The sequence below is a fragment of the Pseudoalteromonas sp. L23 genome (assembly GCF_021728455.1).
Lineage (GTDB): Bacteria > Pseudomonadota > Gammaproteobacteria > Enterobacterales > Alteromonadaceae > Pseudoalteromonas.
Genome location: NZ_JAKKCW010000020.1, coordinates 20251 through 40938, shown reverse-complemented (window position 1 = coordinate 40938; position 20688 = coordinate 20251). Strand labels below are relative to the sequence as shown.

14 protein-coding genes are annotated in these 20688 nt (G+C 43.6%); 6 read left to right on the top strand and 8 right to left on the bottom strand.

What is annotated here, in order from left to right:
* Positions 1-23: 23 nt before the first annotated feature.
* Positions 24-2207 carry a penicillin acylase family protein gene (locus L3V43_RS21535; RefSeq protein ID WP_158299088.1) on the bottom strand — a complete coding sequence of 728 codons (2184 nt, stop codon included), beginning with the start codon at positions 2205-2207 and terminating at the stop codon, positions 24-26.
* 924 nt (positions 2208-3131) lie between these two features.
* On the opposite strand from L3V43_RS21535, the gene glnA reads away from it, so the two are divergent.
* The 6 genes from glnA (at position 3132) to L3V43_RS21505 (ending at position 10093) form a co-directional block, all read left to right on the top strand.
* Positions 3132-4538, top strand: a complete 1407-nt coding sequence (gene glnA, locus L3V43_RS21530) for a glutamate--ammonia ligase (RefSeq protein ID WP_010604329.1) — start codon at positions 3132-3134, stop codon at positions 4536-4538.
* 266 nt (positions 4539-4804) lie between these two features.
* Positions 4805-5311 carry a DUF4124 domain-containing protein gene (locus L3V43_RS21525; RefSeq protein WP_010604328.1) on the top strand — a complete coding sequence of 169 codons (507 nt, stop codon included), beginning with the start codon at positions 4805-4807 and terminating at the stop codon, positions 5309-5311.
* Positions 5312-5858: 547 nt separating this feature from the next.
* Positions 5859-6941 carry a nitrogen regulation protein NR(II) gene (gene glnL / locus L3V43_RS21520; RefSeq protein WP_102055862.1) on the top strand — a complete coding sequence of 361 codons (1083 nt, stop codon included), beginning with the start codon at positions 5859-5861 and terminating at the stop codon, positions 6939-6941.
* Positions 6938-8335 (top strand): nitrogen regulation protein NR(I), encoded by a 1398-nt coding sequence (ntrC, locus tag L3V43_RS21515; protein WP_010374447.1) that lies wholly within the window; start codon positions 6938-6940, stop codon positions 8333-8335. Before glnL ends, ntrC begins: the two co-directional genes overlap by 4 nt.
* 145 nt (positions 8336-8480) lie before the next feature.
* A complete protein-coding gene (locus tag L3V43_RS21510) occupies positions 8481-9506 on the top strand; it encodes a tetratricopeptide repeat protein (RefSeq protein WP_102055860.1) in 1026 nt (341 codons plus the stop codon).
* Between the two features lie 125 nt (positions 9507-9631).
* Positions 9632-10093 carry a cyclic nucleotide-binding domain-containing protein gene (locus L3V43_RS21505; RefSeq protein ID WP_010374445.1) on the top strand — a complete coding sequence of 154 codons (462 nt, stop codon included), beginning with the start codon at positions 9632-9634 and terminating at the stop codon, positions 10091-10093.
* Positions 10094-10126: 33 nt separating this feature from the next.
* Here L3V43_RS21505 and L3V43_RS21500 read toward each other — a convergent pair whose 3' ends face one another.
* From L3V43_RS21500 to L3V43_RS21470, 7 genes are all read right to left on the bottom strand, one after another.
* Positions 10127-11362, bottom strand: a complete 1236-nt coding sequence (locus tag L3V43_RS21500) for a cysteine desulfurase-like protein (protein ID WP_237117372.1) — start codon at positions 11360-11362, stop codon at positions 10127-10129.
* Positions 11363-11371: 9 nt separating this feature from the next.
* Positions 11372-12004 carry a 2OG-Fe dioxygenase family protein gene (locus tag L3V43_RS21495; RefSeq protein ID WP_010604322.1) on the bottom strand — a complete coding sequence of 211 codons (633 nt, stop codon included), beginning with the start codon at positions 12002-12004 and terminating at the stop codon, positions 11372-11374.
* Between the two features lie 245 nt (positions 12005-12249).
* Entirely contained in the window at positions 12250-14847 is a 2598-nt protein-coding gene (gene acnB, locus L3V43_RS21490) for a bifunctional aconitate hydratase 2/2-methylisocitrate dehydratase (protein ID WP_045989411.1), read from the bottom strand.
* Between the two features lie 310 nt (positions 14848-15157).
* On the bottom strand, positions 15158-16207 hold the full coding sequence (locus L3V43_RS21485) for an OmpA family protein (RefSeq protein ID WP_237117379.1): 1050 nt from the start codon (positions 16205-16207) through the stop codon (positions 15158-15160).
* 151 nt (positions 16208-16358) lie between these two features.
* Positions 16359-18137, bottom strand: coding sequence for an ABC transporter ATP-binding protein (locus L3V43_RS21480; RefSeq protein ID WP_102055858.1), 1779 nt, complete (start codon positions 18135-18137; stop codon positions 16359-16361).
* Positions 18138-19559 (bottom strand): protein adenylyltransferase SelO family protein, encoded by a 1422-nt coding sequence (locus tag L3V43_RS21475; RefSeq protein WP_235368807.1) that lies wholly within the window; start codon positions 19557-19559, stop codon positions 18138-18140.
* Positions 19560-19582: 23 nt separating this feature from the next.
* Positions 19583-20263, bottom strand: coding sequence for a DNA-3-methyladenine glycosylase I (locus L3V43_RS21470; RefSeq protein WP_235368806.1), 681 nt, complete (start codon positions 20261-20263; stop codon positions 19583-19585).
* Positions 20264-20688 lie beyond the last annotated feature (425 nt).

Sequence of the window (20688 nt, the reverse complement as noted above, 5' to 3'; positions counted from 1 at the left end):
TTCCTTTTTATTAATTATTATATTTATTGCGGTGTTTCAGTAACTAATTGATTACTTTCATATAAGTCGATCATGTCATCATAGTGTGGGCTCATGATATTGCCGGACTGACCCGTTGAATTGATGTACCAAGACTTAAACCCTTCCTGCTTACTCGACACCATAATTTGGCGAAACCCAGCACCAAATATCTGCTCATATCCATCAGCACTATCAAACCGATAACCGGCGGCATTCACTGTATCTAATGAACCAGCTCCAGTGATCTGCCGCTCAAAAATTCGTCTCGAAAAGTCCGCTTCACTAAAGGGTTGATGCGCGAAAGTTCTCGGCGCAAGCTCTCCCCATGACCACGGCCTAGCGCCAAACTTACGCTCAAGTTCAACTAAAGTCGCTTGATAGGAATCCCTAATTTCATCTGTACATTTTTCTGAAGTGTCAGAACACCATAATTCATGGTCTTGTAAGGCGAGCAATAACTGTTTGTCGGTTAGACTAGATGCGGTTAGCCCGCCACCAAATTGTGTAGCAAGACTTTGTGAATGGAATAATTTGACTTTTAAATTTCTGATCATGACTTGGTATATAGCACCAACGTCAGGGTCAGATTTATAATCTCCGTCCCAATGTAGTAGCTCACCAAGTAAAGGCTTCAGATTTGGATAGTCATTTCTAAGAAGGTTGAGTAGATCTATCGCTCCTAAGTCAAGTACATCACCTTGAATACTCCGGAAAGTATCGATGGAAAGTTTGTGTCCTCGCTTTAACTCACCTTCTATAAGAGATGCTATACGTTCCGCTCTATATGAAGGAGCCCAGTCCATAGAAATGAAGTAAGGATAATCCTCAGAGACATGTTTTTGGTTGGCATTAATGATATAGCCTTTTTTAGGGTTGAATTCCGTTGGCATACTTTCCCAAGGAATGTACCCAGTCCATTCAAACTCATACTGATTAACAGGTATGGCTCCAGAATGTTTTTTGCGAAGCGGAACTTTACCCGCGCTATTGAGGCCTATATTGCCTAGGCGATCTGCGTAAACAAAATTGATTGTCGGCGTGATAAGAAGCTGGAGCGCATTCCTGAACTCTTCCCAATTAGAAGCATAATTCAGGTCGATCAAGGCAGAAATAGAAGTATCACTGTCATTTAAAGCTGTCCATCTCAGTGCATACCCATGAGACGCGCCAGCACTATAATCTAGAATAGGCCCATATTTTGATTGTGCAACCGTATGTTTTATAGTCTCTGGGGCTTTTCTAAATTGAGCTGGGAAGTCAGCCTTAACCGCGATCTCCTCTACCCTTTGAACAATTTTCTCTCCTGCAGAATTCCCTCCTCGATTAAGGTCCACTATGACCAAATCTTGCGTATCCGCGGGCATGTTAGTACCGCCCCAAGCAATATGAGCATTATGTCCAAATACAATTACAGGCAATCCTGGAATGGTCATACCTGATGCGTTTACTTCGCCGCCTAACAAAGACGCTCGATACCATAATGAAGGCATTTGGAAAGAGAGATGAGGATCATTCGCCAACATCGCATCGCCCGAAGCACTTAACTCCCCAGAAATTGCCCAAGCGTTACTCCCGGCAAATTTGCCTCCAATCCCATGCTCTAGCAATAAAGCTTCTTCGATACTCGCTAACTGGCTTAACGTCTCATCCAATTTAGCGACACGTGATATATCCTCTGATAAAGATTGCTGATCATTAAGCTCTGGATAGATTGAGTGTAAATAGTCCACTGGTAATTTAGCGGCAGCTTGTACTCTGGCGCGTTCATAATTAGCAGCAAAACTCAGAGAGTAAGAAAGTAGCTTACCTACCATTAATGAATCTTCAGGAGACCAATTTGAAGCAACGACACCAAAAACCCTAAACTCAATTGGTAGGTTTTCAGAATCTCTGATATACGCATTCACTCCTTCAGAGAAGGCAACTAAGATGCCTTTTTCCCGCTTCCCTAAACTTTTTAGCGCCTCTTTTGCAGCATCAGCCAGCCCCAAAGTACGCATATATTTATCACGCTCAATTGTTGATGCTCCAAAGACCTCACTCAAAGTACCTTTAATTAGTCGGCGCTGTAACTCCATTTGCCAAAGCCGATCTTGAGCTTGAACATATCCCATAGCGAAAAAAGCATCATGATCACTTTTCGCGCTTATATTTGGAACTCCGTACTTATCTCTAGAGATACTCACTTTGTTACTCAAAGCGCTATCGCTTAATGTGATATTATCCAGAGGTAAAGTTTCTCTCTCGTCTAAGTAAAAATAAGAGATGATTATAAGGAGGGGAATAAATACTAAAATAACAAATCTTAATGCTAATGACTCTCGAGAAAACACCTTACTTCTTCCTTGCATATCAACAGTAACAAACGAAAATTTAGCCTATTAGAGTGCATCAAGTAGCCCCTTTAACATTAGACTCAACTTATTAATATCAGGTACATAGTACCCAAAAAATGAAACCGATCAACACAAAAAACAAAACAAAAATTAACTCGATTAACACAATTAACACGCAGGACACAATTGAGAAATACAAAATTGCATAATGTACATACAACTTCCTCACATGCAGTATCATTCACCTAAATACAGACAAATAAATGGTGAACAAAAAGTCGCCTATAAAATGCGGGCTCTTTGGTGTTAGCGTATATAAACAAAAGATGTAAAAATTAATCTAAGAAGCAGTTAATGAGCAAAGAAAAGTTTCGATTAAATACCTAAAGAAAGGTGCTTTATATGCAATATTTAGAATGTATTTTTTCTATAAATTTAGAAATTAATTTCAATTTTCTGCTCAATACCAGACCACCATTAGTGCAGACAACTGAATATACTCGAGCAATTTTTAGCTATTCGATATCTTGATACCTTGAGCATTTAATCAATATCAACTACAACAGAAATGGAAAGTGTCGTTGTCAGGAAAAATATTACGCACCACCATGGAACACTTACGCACCAATTTAGTGCAAAACATCCGTTCACAGATCAGTGAATTTAAATAAATTACTAAAAATCAAACAGTTAAACAATTGGCACGATTAACGCTTATCAAGGTGCAATTGCAGTACATTGCAGCAAAAAATAACCCAACGAGTCGGAGGACACATGTCACAATCGGTTTTAGATTTTATTAAAGAGCACGACGTAAAATTTGTTGACTTACGTTTCACAGATACAAAAGGTAAAGAACAACACGTATCGATCCCACATCATCAAGCCGATGAAGACTTCTTTGAAGACGGCAAAATGTTTGACGGCTCATCTATCGCTGGTTGGAAAGGCATCAACGAATCTGACATGGTACTTATGCCTGATGCAGAAAGTGCTAAGCTAGACCCATTCGCAGAAGAAACAACGCTTATCGTCCGTTGTGACGTGGTTGAACCAAACACACACCAGGGTTACGAGCGTGACCCACGTTCAGTAGCTAAACGCGCTGAAGAGTTCATGCGTTCAACGGGTATTGCAGACACCGTATTATTCGGTCCAGAGCCAGAGTTCTTCTTGTTTGACGATGTTAAATTTAAAACTGACATGTCTGGCTCAATGTACAAAATTGATGCTGAAGAAGCGGCTTGGAACTCAGACAAAGACTACGAAGGTGGTAACACAGGTCACCGTCCTGGCGTAAAAGGTGGTTACTTCCCAGTAGCACCGGTAGATTCGTCTAATGATTGGCGTGCAGCTACTTGTTTAGTACTTGAAGAGATGGGCCACGTTGTTGAAGCGCACCACCACGAAGTAGCAACTGCTGGTCAAAATGAGATTGCGACTCGCTTTAATACTATGGTAACTAAAGCAGACGAAATCCAAGAGATGAAGTACGTTATCCACAACATGGCTCACCTATACGGTAAGACAGCAACCTTTATGCCTAAGCCAATCGTTGGTGATAACGGTTCAGGCATGCATTGCCACCAATCACTTGCTAAAGACGGCAAGAACATCTTCGCAGGCGACAAGTACGGCGGTCTATCTGAAGAAGCGCTTTACTACATTGGTGGTATCATTAAGCATGCTAAAGCAATCAATGCATTCACTAACCCAGCAACAAACTCTTATAAGCGTCTAGTACCTGGGTTTGAAGCGCCAGTTATGCTTGCATACTCAGCACGTAACCGCTCAGCATCAATCCGTATCCCGGTGATCCCATCAGAAAAGGGTCGTCGTATCGAAGTACGCTTCCCAGATCCTGCGGCGAACCCATACCTAGCTTTCGCAGCGCAGTTGATGGCTGGTCTTGACGGTATCCGCAACAAGATCCACCCTGGCGATGCAATGGACAAAGATTTGTACGACCTACCAGCGGAAGAAGCAGCAGAAATCCCAACAGTTGCAGCATCACTTGACGAAGCGCTTGCTTCTCTAGATGCTGACCGTGAGTTCTTAACTCAAGGTGGCGTATTCACTGACGACCTAATCGATGCGTACATCACACTTAAGTCGAAAGAAGTTGAAAAATTAAACATGACAACTCACCCAGTTGAGTTCGAAATGTACTACAGCGTTTAATCGCTAACAGACTACTACGCTCAGTACCGCGGTATTGAGCTTGTAGAGCCAAAACTCATTATGCGTTTCTGGCACTCTTAATCATATGTGTTCTCAAGCCCGTAATTACGGGCTTTTTTAATTTAATTCAAAAGGTTAAATTAAATATCTCGAATAAATTTATTATCGGAGTTACTCATTTGTAACTCGCAATTCCAACAACACTATACTAAAGTATGAACAGTAGTTTACTGTGGAGAGTTGTGGTGCGTCAGTGGTTTCTTATAATGTCGGTTAGCATGACGCTAACCCTAACAAGCATTGATGCTGCAGCAGAGTCCAATCCAAAAATCTATCGCTGGAAAGACAAAAACGGCCATTGGGTCTATTCGGATGTACCGCAACCTGGTTCAAAAGAAGTCAAACTCAACGCCAGCGCTTTAACCATGCCAAGTGTTGATACTAAAATTCTCGAACAAACGGATACAACACCAACGATTCAATATACAGCTAAAATCACTTCTCCTGAGCATGAGCAAACAATCCGTGATAATAGTGGCAGTGTATACGTAACTGGCACCATAGAACCAAGATTTACCCAAGGTTTAAGCGTGCAACTCTTTCTCAACGGAACAGCCACAGGGCCAAAACAAAGTAATACTCAGTTTTCTTTGCGTGGTATCAATCGTGGCGAGCACTCTTTGGTTATGAAAGTGTTTAATCAAAAAGGTATGTTAGTCGCCCAAAGCGATGCTCATAAGTTCTTTTTGCACCGCAATACCGTGAATAATTAGAGCGATATTGCTTACCTACACTGACTTTTAACCAGTAGTTGCAAACACACCATACTCATCCCTCCTGCTATTGAGGAGGCCAAACTCGACATTTCATTGTGTTCAATCCACAACCTTTGCTCACCCACCTGGATTTGATAGTAGACTTCAGCCTTTGTTTGCAGTAGATATTTATCTCGCCAGTTAGGTTGAACGACCCGTATTACGCCTGTAAGGGTGGTTTTCTCGCCATTCGTAGCCCGATGTAAATTAGCGGTGTGAGGAGGAAAGCAACCCGTATACTCGGTAACATTCCTAGCGCCTTGAAAGTCACAACCACTCATGCAGAACGTGACAAAAAGGCTCCCCCCGCAAGCACAAGCTAGATGTATTTTTTGACACAAAGCATTAATAATGTGGGCACCTTAAAGTTGGCATGCTTTATTAATACCAAGTTTAGGATACGAGTTCGAAAACCCCTAGTTTCTGAGCTCAGGTAATAATTTAATCCAATGGATGCAAAGCTATGCTATTCTCATTGCACCACATTGGTGCACGGTGAACATATATGGATCAACATAACTCGATTGACTTGGATAAAGTTTGGCAATCTCTCTCAACCGCGATTTTAGTGCTCGATCAAAATTTAATGATCCACTATGCCAATTACAGCAGTAGTGAACTACTGGGACTCAGCACTAAACGGCTTGTTGGACTGGCGATTGATAGTGTGTTTAATCATCATCATATAGACTTGCCACGGCTCTCTAAATACGTGCTACAAGATGGTGTAGACTGCCAGCAACACAGGGTAGACGTGGTATTTGTAGATAATCGTGTTGCGACACTAAGTCTGCATGCCAGACGAGTTTACCTTGCAGAAGAGGCGTTCATTTTAGTGGAATGTCGCCGTGTTGATGATGCCCTGCGTTATGACCAAGCATCCAATCAAATGCACCAATTTCAAGCAGCTCGAAATCTCATTCGTGGTCTTGCTCATGAAATAAAAAATCCACTTGGTGGGATCCGCGGTGCGGCGCAATTATTGCAGTACGAAACTGATCAACAAGAACGGGAAGAATGTGCCACGCTCATTATTGAGCAAGCAGATAGATTGCGCGAGTTGGTAGATAGATTGCTTGGACCCAATCAGTTACCACAAAAAGAGCCGTGTAATATTCATCAGGCGTTAGAATCGGTGATAAAGTTAACCACCTTGGAGCGCGATGCCGATATCACCTTGGTAAAAGATTATGATCCCAGTATTCCGGCTATCGTGATAGATCAAGCCAAAATTCAGCAGGTTCTGCTGAATATGCTACGCAATGCTCAACAAGCGCTACAGCATGACGGTACGATCACCATAACAACGCGCATTAAACACCGTCTTCATCATGGTGAGCGACTATTGAAAAAAGCATTACTCATCCGTATCAGCGACAACGGTCCAGGGATCGCCGATGAGGTAAAAGAGACATTGTTCTTTCCGATGATCACGAATAAAGAAGGAGGTTCTGGACTTGGGCTCTCTATCGCGCAAACTTTGGTAGAGCAACACCAAGGATTTATCGAATGCGATAGTTGGCCAGGACACACTGAGTTCAGTATCTACCTTCCCTTTGACAACACCGAAACAGGAAACGTGCAATGAAATCAGTTTGGTTAGTCGATGATGACGCTTCAATCCGATTTGTTTTAGAAAAGGCATTAAAGCGAGCTGAGTTTGAAACCGAGAGCTTCGCCAGTGGTCAAGATGTATTGACCGCGCTTGAATATGAGCAACCCGCGGTGCTGATCTCAGATGTACGTATGCCAGGTATCGATGGCATGGCCTTGTTAGATAAAATTGCAGGGCTCTACCCAAACTTACCGGTGATCATTATGACCGCGCACTCGGACTTGGACTCTGCGGTCAACGCATTTAAAAAAGGGGCGTTTGAATATCTCGCCAAACCTTTCGACTTAAACGAGGCCGTTTCCCTGGTGCAACGTGCATTTCGTGCAGGCCAGCAAACTAAAAAGCAAAAGCGCCAAAGTGAAAAAGCCAATAGCCCCGACATTATTGGTGAAGCCCCAGCGATGCAGGAAGTGTTCCGCGCCATCGGTAAACTTTCCGCTTCAAGCATGAGTGTATTGATTAACGGCGAATCTGGTACGGGTAAAGAGCTTGTGGCAGGCGCACTGCACAATCACAGCCCGCGCAAAGAGGCTTCTTTTATCGCGCTCAATATGGCCGCCATCCCCAAAGATCTCGTCGAGTCTGAGTTGTTCGGCCATGAAAAAGGCGCTTTTACTGGCGCTGACAGCATGCGCCGTGGCCGCTTTGAGCAAGCCGATGGCGGCACCCTATTTTTAGATGAAATCGGTGATATGCCACTGGACGTGCAGACTCGGCTATTGCGCGTACTCGCCGATGGTGAGTTTTATCGGGTTGGTGGCCACAACAGTGTGAAAGTCGATGTCCGTATCGTCGCGGCTACCCATCAAGACTTAGAGACACTGGTCAAGCAAGGTAAATTCCGTGAAGACTTATTTCACCGCCTCAATGTCGTCAGGTTAAAACTACCAGCCTTACGTGAACGCCCTGAAGATATCGCCGCCCTGTGCGATCACTTTCTTGCAAAAAGCGCAAAGGAGCTAAAAGCCGAGCCAAAAATCATCTCCAAACATGCTCTGCAAAAAATGCAGGCGTATCATTGGCCTGGCAACGTTAGGCAATTGGAAAACACCTGCCGTTGGTTAACGGTAATGGCCCCGGGTGAACTTGTCACCCCTGCGGATCTGCCCGAAGAGCTAGAAAAGCCACAACAGATTGACGCCTTAGAGCATGGCAATTGGCTGGACGCATTCCAAACTTGGTTAGACTCAGAGTTACGTAAAGGAAAAGACCATATTTGGCCCGATGTACAGGCACAATTAGAAACACGACTGATCAAATCCGCACTCAATGCCTGTCATGGTCATAAGCAAGATGCGGCGTTAAAGATAGGCTGGGGACGCAATACATTGACCAGAAAACTAAAAGAGAGAAATATTCAGGACTGACTCGATTGCTTGAGTCACATAGTTCCGCTACGTGGGCAGCAATCAAGTCAGAAAAATAACTTAACCTAATGATATATAAGTGACTTTAAAAATCCATCAGAACAGTCTACACTCTCTAAGTTAGGTCCAGTTAAATAGTGCTAGTGTGTCATCTTTTATAGTCGCTTTAATAATAATCTCAAGTGCTTTAGGTGCAGGAGAAGCTAAGGTAGAGCATACCTATGAATATGATAGAGCCGAGTATTTTCTCAACAAAGACCCTGCTCGTGCTTTACAAATCATTCAGCAGGTTGAGCCAGACAGGCAAACGAATAAAGCTCAATATATCAAAAGACAGCTTTTAGAAGCTACAGCACTAATGCTGCTGCGAAACAATGATGTTGCGCAACAGCCTGTGGCACGGCTTTTTGAGCTTTCTCAGACTGCTGAGTTTCGAGGCGAGCTTTTCCAAATCACCTTTTTATCCGCAACTTTGCTTAGACGTGCAAATCGCCTGGAAGACGCCACACAAGCCTATACTTGCGCACTTAAATACACAACTAATTTGAAGCAACAGCTGAGGGTATTAAATGGACAAGCAAATACACTCAGAGAACAAGGACGATACCCAAAAGCAAGCGCCATTTACGCTCAAGCAATCAAGGTCGCAGAGCAACTCCCTGATAATATAGCCATGGCTTCTATCTACAACAACTTAGGGGTGCTGCATCTAGATGCCAATAGCTTAACAGATGCAAAATCAGCCCTTCAGCATGCTTTTGAACTTTTCCAGCTAGCCACAGTCAAGTCAGCCGTTTTAAATTCCGGTCTCAATCTTCTACTCGTCGCGGTGTTAAGCAAAGATGAAGCCCTTTATCAACGCCTCCAGCCTAGATTACAAGCACTAACAGAGGATTACTTAAATGAGTCTCGATCGGCTTATCTTGACTGGATAAAAGCAGGACAGGCGTTTTCCCAAGGAAGCCACCTCAACGGATCAGAAAAAGCCAAGTTAGCGGCATCTTTTTTGAAAATAGATGACTTAGGCTTGAAGCGATTATTAAAAACACACTTAGCTATACCAATGAATGTGCGTCTAGATGCATCAGCATTTAAGCAAAACGCGTTTTCACTGAGTAGTTCAAAAGCAGATCCTGTGTGGGTCAAAAAGTTACTCAACTGCAACTGGTGAGTTGATTTATTCACAGCAGCTTGTATTCATACCTCAGAATCAACCTGCAAATGGGGGGTAATCATTGACGAGAAAGTCAAAAGCACGCAATATTCATGAATAAATTTGATTACCGAATGGGTTGCATGAAGTTACTTGAAAATGTCCCACTGTTTAAACAACTAGAGATCATCAATCGCTTAGCTTTTTTTAAAGAGTTTACGCTTGCCGAGCGCCAGGTGTTGCTTGAGTCTTTTGGTCACTTATATCTGGTGCAACAAGAGCGTCATGCTTTCAAACGCTTTGAAAAAGACAATCGCCTGTATATTGTATTAAGCGGTGAGTTTTTGATTTTTAAACAAGATGCGGCCCATGATTTAGGTAAAGTTGGTCCTGGAGAGTTTTTAGGTGAAGGTGCATTTATCACTAACCGAGAACGCAGCACTAGCGCACAAGCGTTAAAAGACAGCATCATATTGGCGATAACCCCAGATGCATTAACACGCTTGCCCAATGTGATCCGGGAAAAAATCAAAGATAAACTCATTGAAGGTATGAGCCATCGCATTGCTAAGCTCAATGCATTTATTGAAGGGCAAGAAACCTAAATGAGCGGTGGGAGCCGTAGCTCCCACTTTGTATTATGCTAACAACTCACTGAATGCATCAAACAAGCTATCTAGTTCTTCTATGGTGTTGTAATGCATACAACCGATGCGAACAACCCCACCTTTATCCATCACCCCTAGCTGCTCGCAAAGCCCTTGGGCGTAGAAATTACCATCCCATACGCACATGTGCTTTTTACCTAAGAATTCCGACACGGTACGTGGCTCGATGCCATCAAATGTCAAAGCAAACGTTGGTGTACGCTCAGCGAGTCGCTCACGTGACTCGATACCAAAAAGTTTAATCTTTTTAAATTCGGCTAAACGCGTTAAGAAGTGCTGGCTAAGCTGCATCTCATGCGCTTTTGTGCGTGCAAACGCCTCAACCAGTTTCTCACGGCGTGGTGCATCTACACTCATCTCGCTAAGTGAAGCAATGTAGTCAATCGCCGCAACAACACCCGCTAGTCCTTCGAAACTCTGCGTACCAGTTTCCCAGCGGCCTGGGATAATGTCTTTTGCCGGCTCCACCTTATACGGAGTAAAACCTTCTAAATGCTCACGCTTACCATAAACAATGCCCACATGCGGACCAAAGAACTTATAAGCAGAGCACGCAAGGAAGTCGCAATCCAAACCTTGTACATCGATTAGCTCATGAGGTGCATAATGCACAGCATCAACATATACCAATGCACCAACTTGGTGCGCAATCTCCACAATGCGTTTGATATCGTTGATTGAGCCTGTTGTATTCGATGCATACGTCACCGCAACTAACTTAGTCTTGGCATTTAGTAGTGATTCAAAATGCGCAAGATCAAGCGTGCAATCGGTTTCATTAATACGCACCGCATGTACCGTCGCACCTTTATCTTCGGCAGCTTGACGCCATGAAGAAACGTTTGAATAGTGATCGGCATTGGTCACAATAACTTCATCACCTGCTTGCCATTCGCGAGATAGCGCACGGCTAAAGCTAAAGGTTAAGCTAGTCATGTTGGCACCAAATACAATTTGATCTGCACTTGGCGCATTGAGTAAGTCCGCAACCGCTTGGCGCGCTTCACTCATCAAACTGACGGTCTTATCGCTCGAGAAAAATGCACCACCTAAGTTAGAGTTAAAATAACCAAGGTAAGCAGACATCGCGCTCAATACGGATTGCGGTACTTGAGAGCCACCCGGACCATCAAGGAAAATTGGCGCGGCTCCACCAATACTTTGCATAAGCGCAGGGAACTGACGACGCACTTGATTTAAATCCATACTACCCTCTTAGGCTGTAAATACGAAGCAGTCTAGGTAACCGACTTGCTCGGCATCTAGCTTGTTCATCGGTGTTGCGTTATGCCACACTTCACGGTCATTCACCAGTGCAAATAAACCATCTTTGATTTCCATTTTGAAACAGGGCTCAGCTTCTTTGTGCTCATAAACCAATAGCTCGCCACCAGCAATATTTTCGTGAGAAACACCGCAGACACAGACATGGTCAAAGCCATCTTGGTGCACACCTTCTGGCGCAGGAGGGGTATCGCTTTCAATCGCTAACATGCGAAACTGATGCACTTCTATGCTGGTATCGTCTGCAATTCCCGTCATGGCTTTAAATTCAGCAAGCATATGCTTAAAGCCATCGGTGTTTAACATGTCCTGCTCAAGGTTTTCGTAAACACGCTCAATATTACCTTGGAAAGTATTAATTGAGTCGTCTTGCACGAAAGCTTTCGTCGGCTGCAATGTTACTTCACCGTCAGTGAATTTAACCACAGAGTAACGGCGCTTTCTGAATGCACCATCGGCATAAGGGTTATCTGGAAGTTGATTGAAAAAAGGCTTAACTGCGTCGATATGTGACTGCGGTAAAAAGCGTAGTTGTAATAAATTCTGGTTGTTTACTGTTGTCATGATCCTCTCGCCCATTGATGAGAATTTGCCGACAATTCTAATAAAACCAGAGAAAATTACTGTTTAAAAAAACGGGATTTTAACAACCAAAACGCAATAAAAACCCACTTATAGCCATTTTAATAGATTACTTATCTAGGTTTAAAATAATGTTTGATAACACCATTTAACTTGAGTGATTTATGTGCATAAAAAAAGCCAGCATGCGCTGGCTTTTTTCTTTCAATGTATTCTAGAGCGAGTAATTAAACCGCTTGTTGAATAATCACTGAGTCTGCCTTTTTAGTGTACTGAGGCATCTTATGGAAGTTCAAGTAACGGTATGTGTCCGCAGCCGTTGCATTGATCTTCTCTGCATACTCTTGATATTCAGCAGGTGTTGGTAGTTTACCAAGAATAGCAGCTACCGCTGCAAGCTCTGCTGATGCAAGGAATACGTTTGCACCTGTACCTAAACGGTTAGGGAAGTTACGAGTCGAGGTAGAAACAACCGTTGCTTTATCAGCAACACGTGCCTGGTTACCCATACATAGTGAACATCCAGGAGTTTCGATACGTGCACCTACACGACCGTAAATACCGTAGTAACCTTCGTCAGTTAACTGATCGCGGTCCATCTTCGTTGGTGGAGCAACCCATAGTTGCGTTGGTAGACGACCACCGAAATTATCCAGTAGTTTACCAGCTGCACGGAAGTGACCGATGTTAGTCATACAAGAGCCGATGAATACTTCGTCGATCTTCTCACCAGTTACCGCTGAAAGTAGACGAGCGTCATCAGGGTCATTTGGTGCACAAAGGATTGGCTCTTTGATATCAGCAAGATCAATCTCAATGGTGTGCGCGTATTCTGCATCCGCGTCAGCAGTCATTAGCTCAGGATTCGCTAGCCACTCTTCCATCTTAGTGATACGACGCTCAATGGTGCGTACATCACCATAGCCTTCAGAGATCATCCACTTAAGCATCACGATATTAGAGTTTAGGTACTCTTCGATAGACGCTTGTGAAAGCTTAACAGTACAACCTGCCGCACTACGCTCTGCAGATGCGTCAGATAGCTCGAACGCTTGCTCAACCGTTAAATGCTCAACACCTTCGATTTCAAGGATGCGACCAGAGAATTCGTTGATCTTACCTTTTTTCTCAACCGTCAATAGACCTTGCTGGATTGCATAGTAAGGGATAGCGTGTACTAGGTCACGTAATGTGATACCCGGCTGCATTTCACCTTTAAAACGAACAAGGATTGACTCAGGCATATCCAACGGCATTACGCCCGTTGCTGCTGCAAACGCTACTGCACCTGAACCGGCTGGGAATGAAATACCTAACGGGAAACGAGTATGTGAGTCACCACCTGTACCTACTGTATCTGGAAGTAGCATACGGTTTAGCCATGAGTGGATAACACCGTCACCAGGGCGTAGTGATACACCGCCACGGTTCATGATGAAATCAGGAAGTGTGTGGTGTGTGTTTACATCGATTGGCTTAGGATAAGCTGAGGTATGACAGAATGACTGCATTGTAAGGTCAGCAGAGAAGCCAAGACAAGCAAGATCTTTAAGCTCATCACGCGTCATTGGACCCGTAGTATCCTGAGAACCTACTGTTGTCATTGTTGGCTCACAGTATTGACCTGGGCGTACACCTGCCATGTTACATGCTTTACCAACCATCTTCTGTGCAAGCGTAAAGCCTTTACCAGAATCAGCCACTAACTTAGGCTTACGGAAGATATCTTCAGCTTCTAGGCCAAGTGAAGCACGAGCTTTATCAGTTAGACCACGACCGATGATCAGTGGAATACGGCCACCAGCACGTACTTCATCAAGAATTACGTCTGATTTCAGTGAAAACGTTGAGATAACTTCGTCAGTACCGTGACGCTTAACCACACCTTCGTATGGGAAGATGTCGATTTGGTCGCCCATGTTTAGTTCGTCAACTGGAAGCTCAATCGGTAGTGCACCTGAATCTTCCATGGTATTGAAGAAGATTGGCGCGATTTTACCACCTAGACACACACCGCCAACGCGCTTGTTTGGTACGAATGGAATGTCATCACCCATGAACCAAAGTACGGAGTTAGTTGCTGATTTACGAGATGAGCCTGTACCAACAACGTCACCTACGTACGCTAGCGGTAAACCTTTACCATTAAGCGCTTCCAGTTGTGCAATTGGACCTACTTCACCTGGCTTATCAGGGTTGATACCGTCACGCTCGTTTTTAAGCATAGCCAGTGCGTGTAATGGGATATCTGGACGAGACCAAGCATCTGGTGCTGGAGACAAGTCATCTGTATTTGTCTCACCCGTTACTTTGAATACAGTCACTGAAATCTTGTCTGCAACGGCTGGCTTCTCAAGAAACCATTCTGCATTTGCCCATGACTCAATCACTTGCTTAGCAAACTCATTGCCTGCTTTTGCTTTTTCTTCTACATCGTAGAATGCGTCAAACATCAGTAGTGTATGAGATAAACCCTTAGCAACGATAGGTGCAAGTGCTGCGTCGTCTAGTAGGTCGATCATAGGCGCGATGTTGTAACCACCAAGCATAGTGCCAAGTAGTTCAGCTGCATACTCTTTTGAAATGAGTGGTGATTCAGCTTCGCCTTTCGCTACTGCAGCCAAAAAGCCTGCTTTTACGTAAGCGGCATCATCTACACCTGGCGGTACACGGTTGATAAATAGATCAACGATGAACTCTTCTTCACCTGCAGGTGGAGTTTTTAGTAATTCGATAAGGTCAGCAGTTTGCTGCGCGTCTAACGGCTTAGGCACGATACCTTGCGCGGCACGCTCTTCTACGTGTTTACGATATTCTTGAAGCACAATATTGCCCTCTTGGTGACGTGGACAGACAAGTAAATGATCTGGCTGCGATTATTGATGCAATCGGCTGAACCATTCCCTTGACCATAAAATATAATGAACAATTATAAGGTCTTTGAGTATAGATGAAAATCTTGCATGCGATACCTCGCCTTATAGTCACTATAAATACAATGAATAAGCATACCGAAACAAGTATATTTTGATGAATATTAGTCAAACGAGAATCATTTTAATTTTGCGAAAAGGTATGCTTGGTGGGATCAAAAAAGGCTCCTGAAGGAGCCTTTTTGCATAAGTTAAGTAAAAATTAACGCTTAACTTTTACTTTCTCTTTAGAAGAAACGTGCGCTTCTACGCGACGGTTTTCAGCATGCGCTTCAAGCGTATTAGCTAGGTTTTTCAAACGCTCTTCACCGTAGCCTACTGTGGTAATACGCATTGAATCAATACCCATATCTACGAGTTTCTCAGCAACGTTTTTCGCGCGGCGCTCAGAAAGCTTTTGGTTATAATCTGCATCACCTACTGCTGATGCGTGACCTTCAATCACTACATCTGCATTTTTATGTTCTTTTAAGAACTTAGCAACCGCGTTGATATCATCAACATATTGCTGTGAGAAAGAAGCATCATCGTGCGGGAAACGAACAAGTAGATTTACTTTGTCTTCATTCGTTTCATATAGAGTACAACCTGACGCATCAACAGCATCGGTCATTGGTGTATTGGCACATTTATCTTCGCTGTCCACTACACCGTCTTTATCACTGTCTTGTGGTGCTTCTGCAACTACAGGTGCCGGAGCAGGTGCAACTTCTTCCGTTTTAGCCGTGCTACCGAATGAGTAGTTGATACCAATTTTACCGCCAACATCAGTAAAACCTGCTTCTAAGCCTTGGTAAACTGCCGCTTCTGCATTCACGAACAAGTGATCGGTGAAGTAGTGACGAACACCAGCACCAACGTTAGCAAAAGTGTTGTCTGAAATGACGTCCAGATTCATCTTTTTGATACCCACTAGACCATAGAATGGGCCACCATCAAAGTGATATAAACCATCGATACCATAACGCTCTGCGTCTAGTGAACCATTGCTGATCCCACCAAGATCAAAATCCATGTCTGCATACTCAAGACGACCACTCCAATATTTATCAAAACGGTAGCCGATTTCAGCACCCCAACCAGTAGACTCTTCTACGTCTAAGCCAGCCATATCACGGTGATTTTGCCAGTCAGCATCATAGTAATCACCGAATACACCAAGATATACACCTTCAGTAGGTTCAGTGGTGTTTGCATTTGCATTGGCTGTTACTGCCATCGCAACTAGTAAGCTCAAAGTTTTAATTTTCATCATTCCTTCCCATCTCTGTTAGTTAACGCATTGAGTATTGACTCGGATAGTCTACCAGAAAATGCGTCTACTGATTACGTTGCATAGATAATATTAGCTCGTCCATTAATGTTTACTTAACGTTACATAAGGAATTTTTGCTATTTATGAATTAATTTTGATGACCAAATAGGATTTGATACAGACCTTGTTCCTTTAACAAATCCTTATGTTCTCCATACTGGGACACTTCACCATCATCTAAAACATAAATTAAGTCGGCTTGTTTTATTGCGCTCAGTCGATGTGCAATAATCAAAGTCGTTCTATCAGCCAAAAACGCTTGCAAATTGCGATGAATTTTTGCCTCAGTCTCAATATCAAGTGCCGAGGTTGCTTCATCCAGCACCACCACTTTAGGATCGGCAACAACCATTCTAGCAATGGCTAACCTTTGCTTCTGTCCTCCGGACAATTTAATCCCATTGCGACCAACTTGCGCATCTAATTTGTCAGCCAGAGCAAGTACGGTATCAGCTAGCTCTGCAACTCGGAGTGCCTGCCACAGCACTTGGTCAGATACCTCTCGTCCCATTGCTAGATTTTCACGGATGCTGGTATTAAAGAGTATCGGCTGCTGCAATACGGTCACTATATTATCTCGCACTGCTTCGTAACCAATTTGCTCTACTGGCGTGTCATTTATATGAATCTCGCCACTTTGCTTTTCATACAATCCCAAAAGCAATTGCACCAAAGTAGATTTACCACCTCCAGACACCGCTACTAACGCTACTTTCTTCCCTGCAGGAATATGCAAAGATACCTGCTTGAGCACGGGTTGCTCTGCAACGTAAGCGAAGTCTATATTGGCAAATTTGATATCAACCTGAGATGAATCAAAGACGGTTTTTGTAGCGGGATATTGTGCTTCTGTCGCAAAATTAAAAACCTGATTTAACCTACTAAGTGCCGCCGAAGCACCATAGTACGCATATTGAATACCAAGAATTTCCTGTACAGGCCCCATCATGAACCAAAGGTAACCAAATACTGCAAATATCTGGCCGACTGTTAAGTCAGAAAACACCACCATAAACATAGCGACAGCACGGAAAAACTCAAACCCCACCAAAAACACAGTAAAACTTAAGCGGTTAACGGCATCCGTTTTCCATTGTGACTGCACCGCGTAATGTTTGAGATCTTTGGCGGCTACTTTAACTTGTGCAAAGTAGTTAATCTCTCGACGAACGGCTTTTAGTTGAGAAATAGCATCTAGCGTCTCGACTAATGAAGTTTGCAATGCTTCAAATGCAGCATTCTCTTCCTTTTTCAGCTCTTTAACATGTTTGCCAAACTGCCGAGAAAAATAGATGACCGCCGGATTGAGCAACAGGATCACCAGCCCCAACATCCAATCAATCCAAAGCAAAATCGCCGCAGTGCCAATGATTGTGAGTAAACCGATTAAAAAGCGTGACAAGGTTTGGCTGATAAATTTATCTAAGGTTTCTACATCGGTAATACAACGAGAGCTAATTGCTGCACCACCTTGACTTTCGTACTCCTTAAGTTGAACTTTAGGTAAATGCGTAAGTAAGCGCTCACGGATTTGATAACTAATGTCCTTGCCAATAATAGTAAACTGGCGTGACTGCATCACCCCTAGCACCAAGCTGGCCAAGCGCATGGTTATTACAGCCAACAAAATAACCACGATATAGCCACTGGGGCCATGCCATTGCTCGGGCAATACCGAGTTCATCCAAGCCACTGCTCTACCTGGTGTGTCTAGTAAGACTTCATCGACCAGCAACGGCATCATCAAAGGGATAGGGACACTCACCAACGCGGCAAACAAGGCGATGATATGTGCCTTAATAAGCGGCCGTTTGTGCTCAAGGACTTTACGTTTAATTTCTTGCCAAGAAAGCTGCTGTTCTGCCATTTAGGTTCCACAAAAAGTTTGATAGTGGGCCGGTGTAGACGCGCTGATCCACGATTCAGGATAGTCTTTGTAATCATAGGGCGACGTCAACGCAGTTAGCCAATCCTCTAGCGTTTGACTCATGCCTTGCTGATTAAACAGCGCAATCTCAGCCTCCACCAACGCATTACGGGGGATAAGTATCGGGTTAGCTTGACTCATCAAGTTAGTCGCAATGTCATCGTGAGCACGCCTTTGCGCCCATTGTCGCTGCCAGCTCTCCAACTCCGTTGGCACGGATAAAGCTTTGTTTGGATGACCAAGCAAGCTATTAGTTAGTGCCGCAAAGGTATTGGTAAAGTCTAGTTCGTGCTCCGTCATCAACTTGAGTAAGTCACTAAGCAGAATGTCGTCTGCGTCGCTCCATTCATCAATACCAAGCTTAGCCGCCCACATATCTTTGTATTTGCGATTAAACGATTCAGAAAACTCCGCCAAAATTTGACTAAACGCTTCAATTCCCACTTGCTCATCCTGCCATAACACCAATAAGGCCTCGGCAAGTCGCGCACAGTTCCAATTCATGATGTTTGGCTGATTACCAAACGCATAGCGGCCTTGGCGATCGATAGAGCTAAACACGGCGTTAAAATCAAACTTTTCCATCATTGCACAAGGGCCAAAGTCTATCGTTTCACCACTGAGTAAAATATTGTCGGTATTCATCACGCCATGAATAAAGCCAACCCGCATCCACTCGACAACTAAGTCAACCAACTGCTCACACACTTCACGGAACAATTCGAGTACATCCTGTTCGGTCTCAACTTTAAATCCCTCAAATAATTGCTCGCCCAGCAAGTTAAGTAGGCTCCATAGCTCATCTTTATCTTGCTGTGTAGCCAGATATTGCAAGGTACCGATGCGGATATGACTTTTTGCCACACGACATACAACTGCGCCAGGTACTTCACCTTGACGATAAACATGGTGCCCAGTGGTTACAACAGCTAGGCATTCCGTAGTTGGAACACCCAAGCCAACCATAGCTTGGCTCATTATAAACTCACGTACAGCAGGTCCTAGCGCACAAAAGCCATCACCACCTCGAGAAAATCGCGTCGCTCCAGAGCCTTTCAAGTGCAGGTCGTATTGACGTCCGTCATCGAGCTTCACCCCGCCAATTAAATGTGCTCGGCCATCACCAAGTAACGGGTTAAATTGCCCAAACTGATGACCACTGTAGGCTAAGCTCGTAGGTTCAATATTGCCTAAAGGGCGCTGACCACTTAACAGCTCAGCAAGCGCTGTGGTGTCGTATTCCTTTAGCTCAAGCTTAACTAGCAACGGCGTATTAGATAGTAGTAATGTGGGCTGATTAAATCTTGCTGGTTGCTCCTTAAAGAGCAGAGCAGAACCCTGATAGGGCTGAAAAAATACCATGCGATCATCTCTATTTTTAGCGCCTAGCGAATATTATCACCAACACTCATTGACACAATTTGGCTTAACTCTTGTAAGCTAAGCCCGCTATATTGACGCATTTCATTGAAAAACTGCTGCGCCGATTGCAGTGACTTCTGACTTTGTAAGCCTCCGCCTATGATCTCCTCGGCACGTAGCACCGTTTCGACGTCTTTACTCAGTAAAAACGTATCTTTACCTAACACACGAAGTGCGTAAGGCCCGGTATTCCCACCGAGTCTCGAACCATGCTTTTTCAAGTACATCCACAGACCTACGATATTGTCTTCAGGCCAGTGTGCGACGAAATCACTAAAGCGACCATACTGTTGTTGCACTTCAAAAATCATATGGCAATTGTCAGCGATACTTTTTACCTTTTTAGCATTACGAATGATCCGTTCATCCTGACTACGTTGCTCATACATTTCAGGTGACATCATAAGCAACTTCTCAATTGAGAATTGCCAAAATACTTCTCTAAAGCCATCCCACTTATTATCAACCACCGCCCAATAAAACCCGCTCTGGAAAATCTTGCGAGTAAATTCTTCTAGCCATTGATCATCACTTAATGCCAATAGTGATTCGGCACTCAATGGTTGGTTAAGCTTAGCTTTTAGCGCCGCCTCAGAGCCTTTGCGCTCGGCAGCTCTATGATAAATTTTTTCGAATACTTTCATGCTCATGACCGAGTTTGATTGTTATCAAATACAGGGTAACTTATCTGACTTTTCGGTGTGAGTTAATTTTAATAAAAGTAGATTGCTCAGGTTGCTCTTATACAAGACAGATATCCCTTTAACATCATACCAACACCATCAATATTAAGAGCAGCTCAAAGCCGACTCTTTTTTCCAAGCACCCAACAAAACACATTGTGATTACCGCCCCCCAACGAACAGTCACAGTTAGCTTTCATTTTGTTAACTTAACCATTTCCATTGTTAGAGAGCACCAAGCTCACCTTGCAGAGATAAAGCCCATGTTGACCGTAATCTGCTAGCAACTTTCTCAGTAATTGTAATGACAATAGAATGTTAATATATGGTGCAAAAAATTGCGTAAAAGTATTAATTTAACTTGACATGAACCCATAACAGAAAAT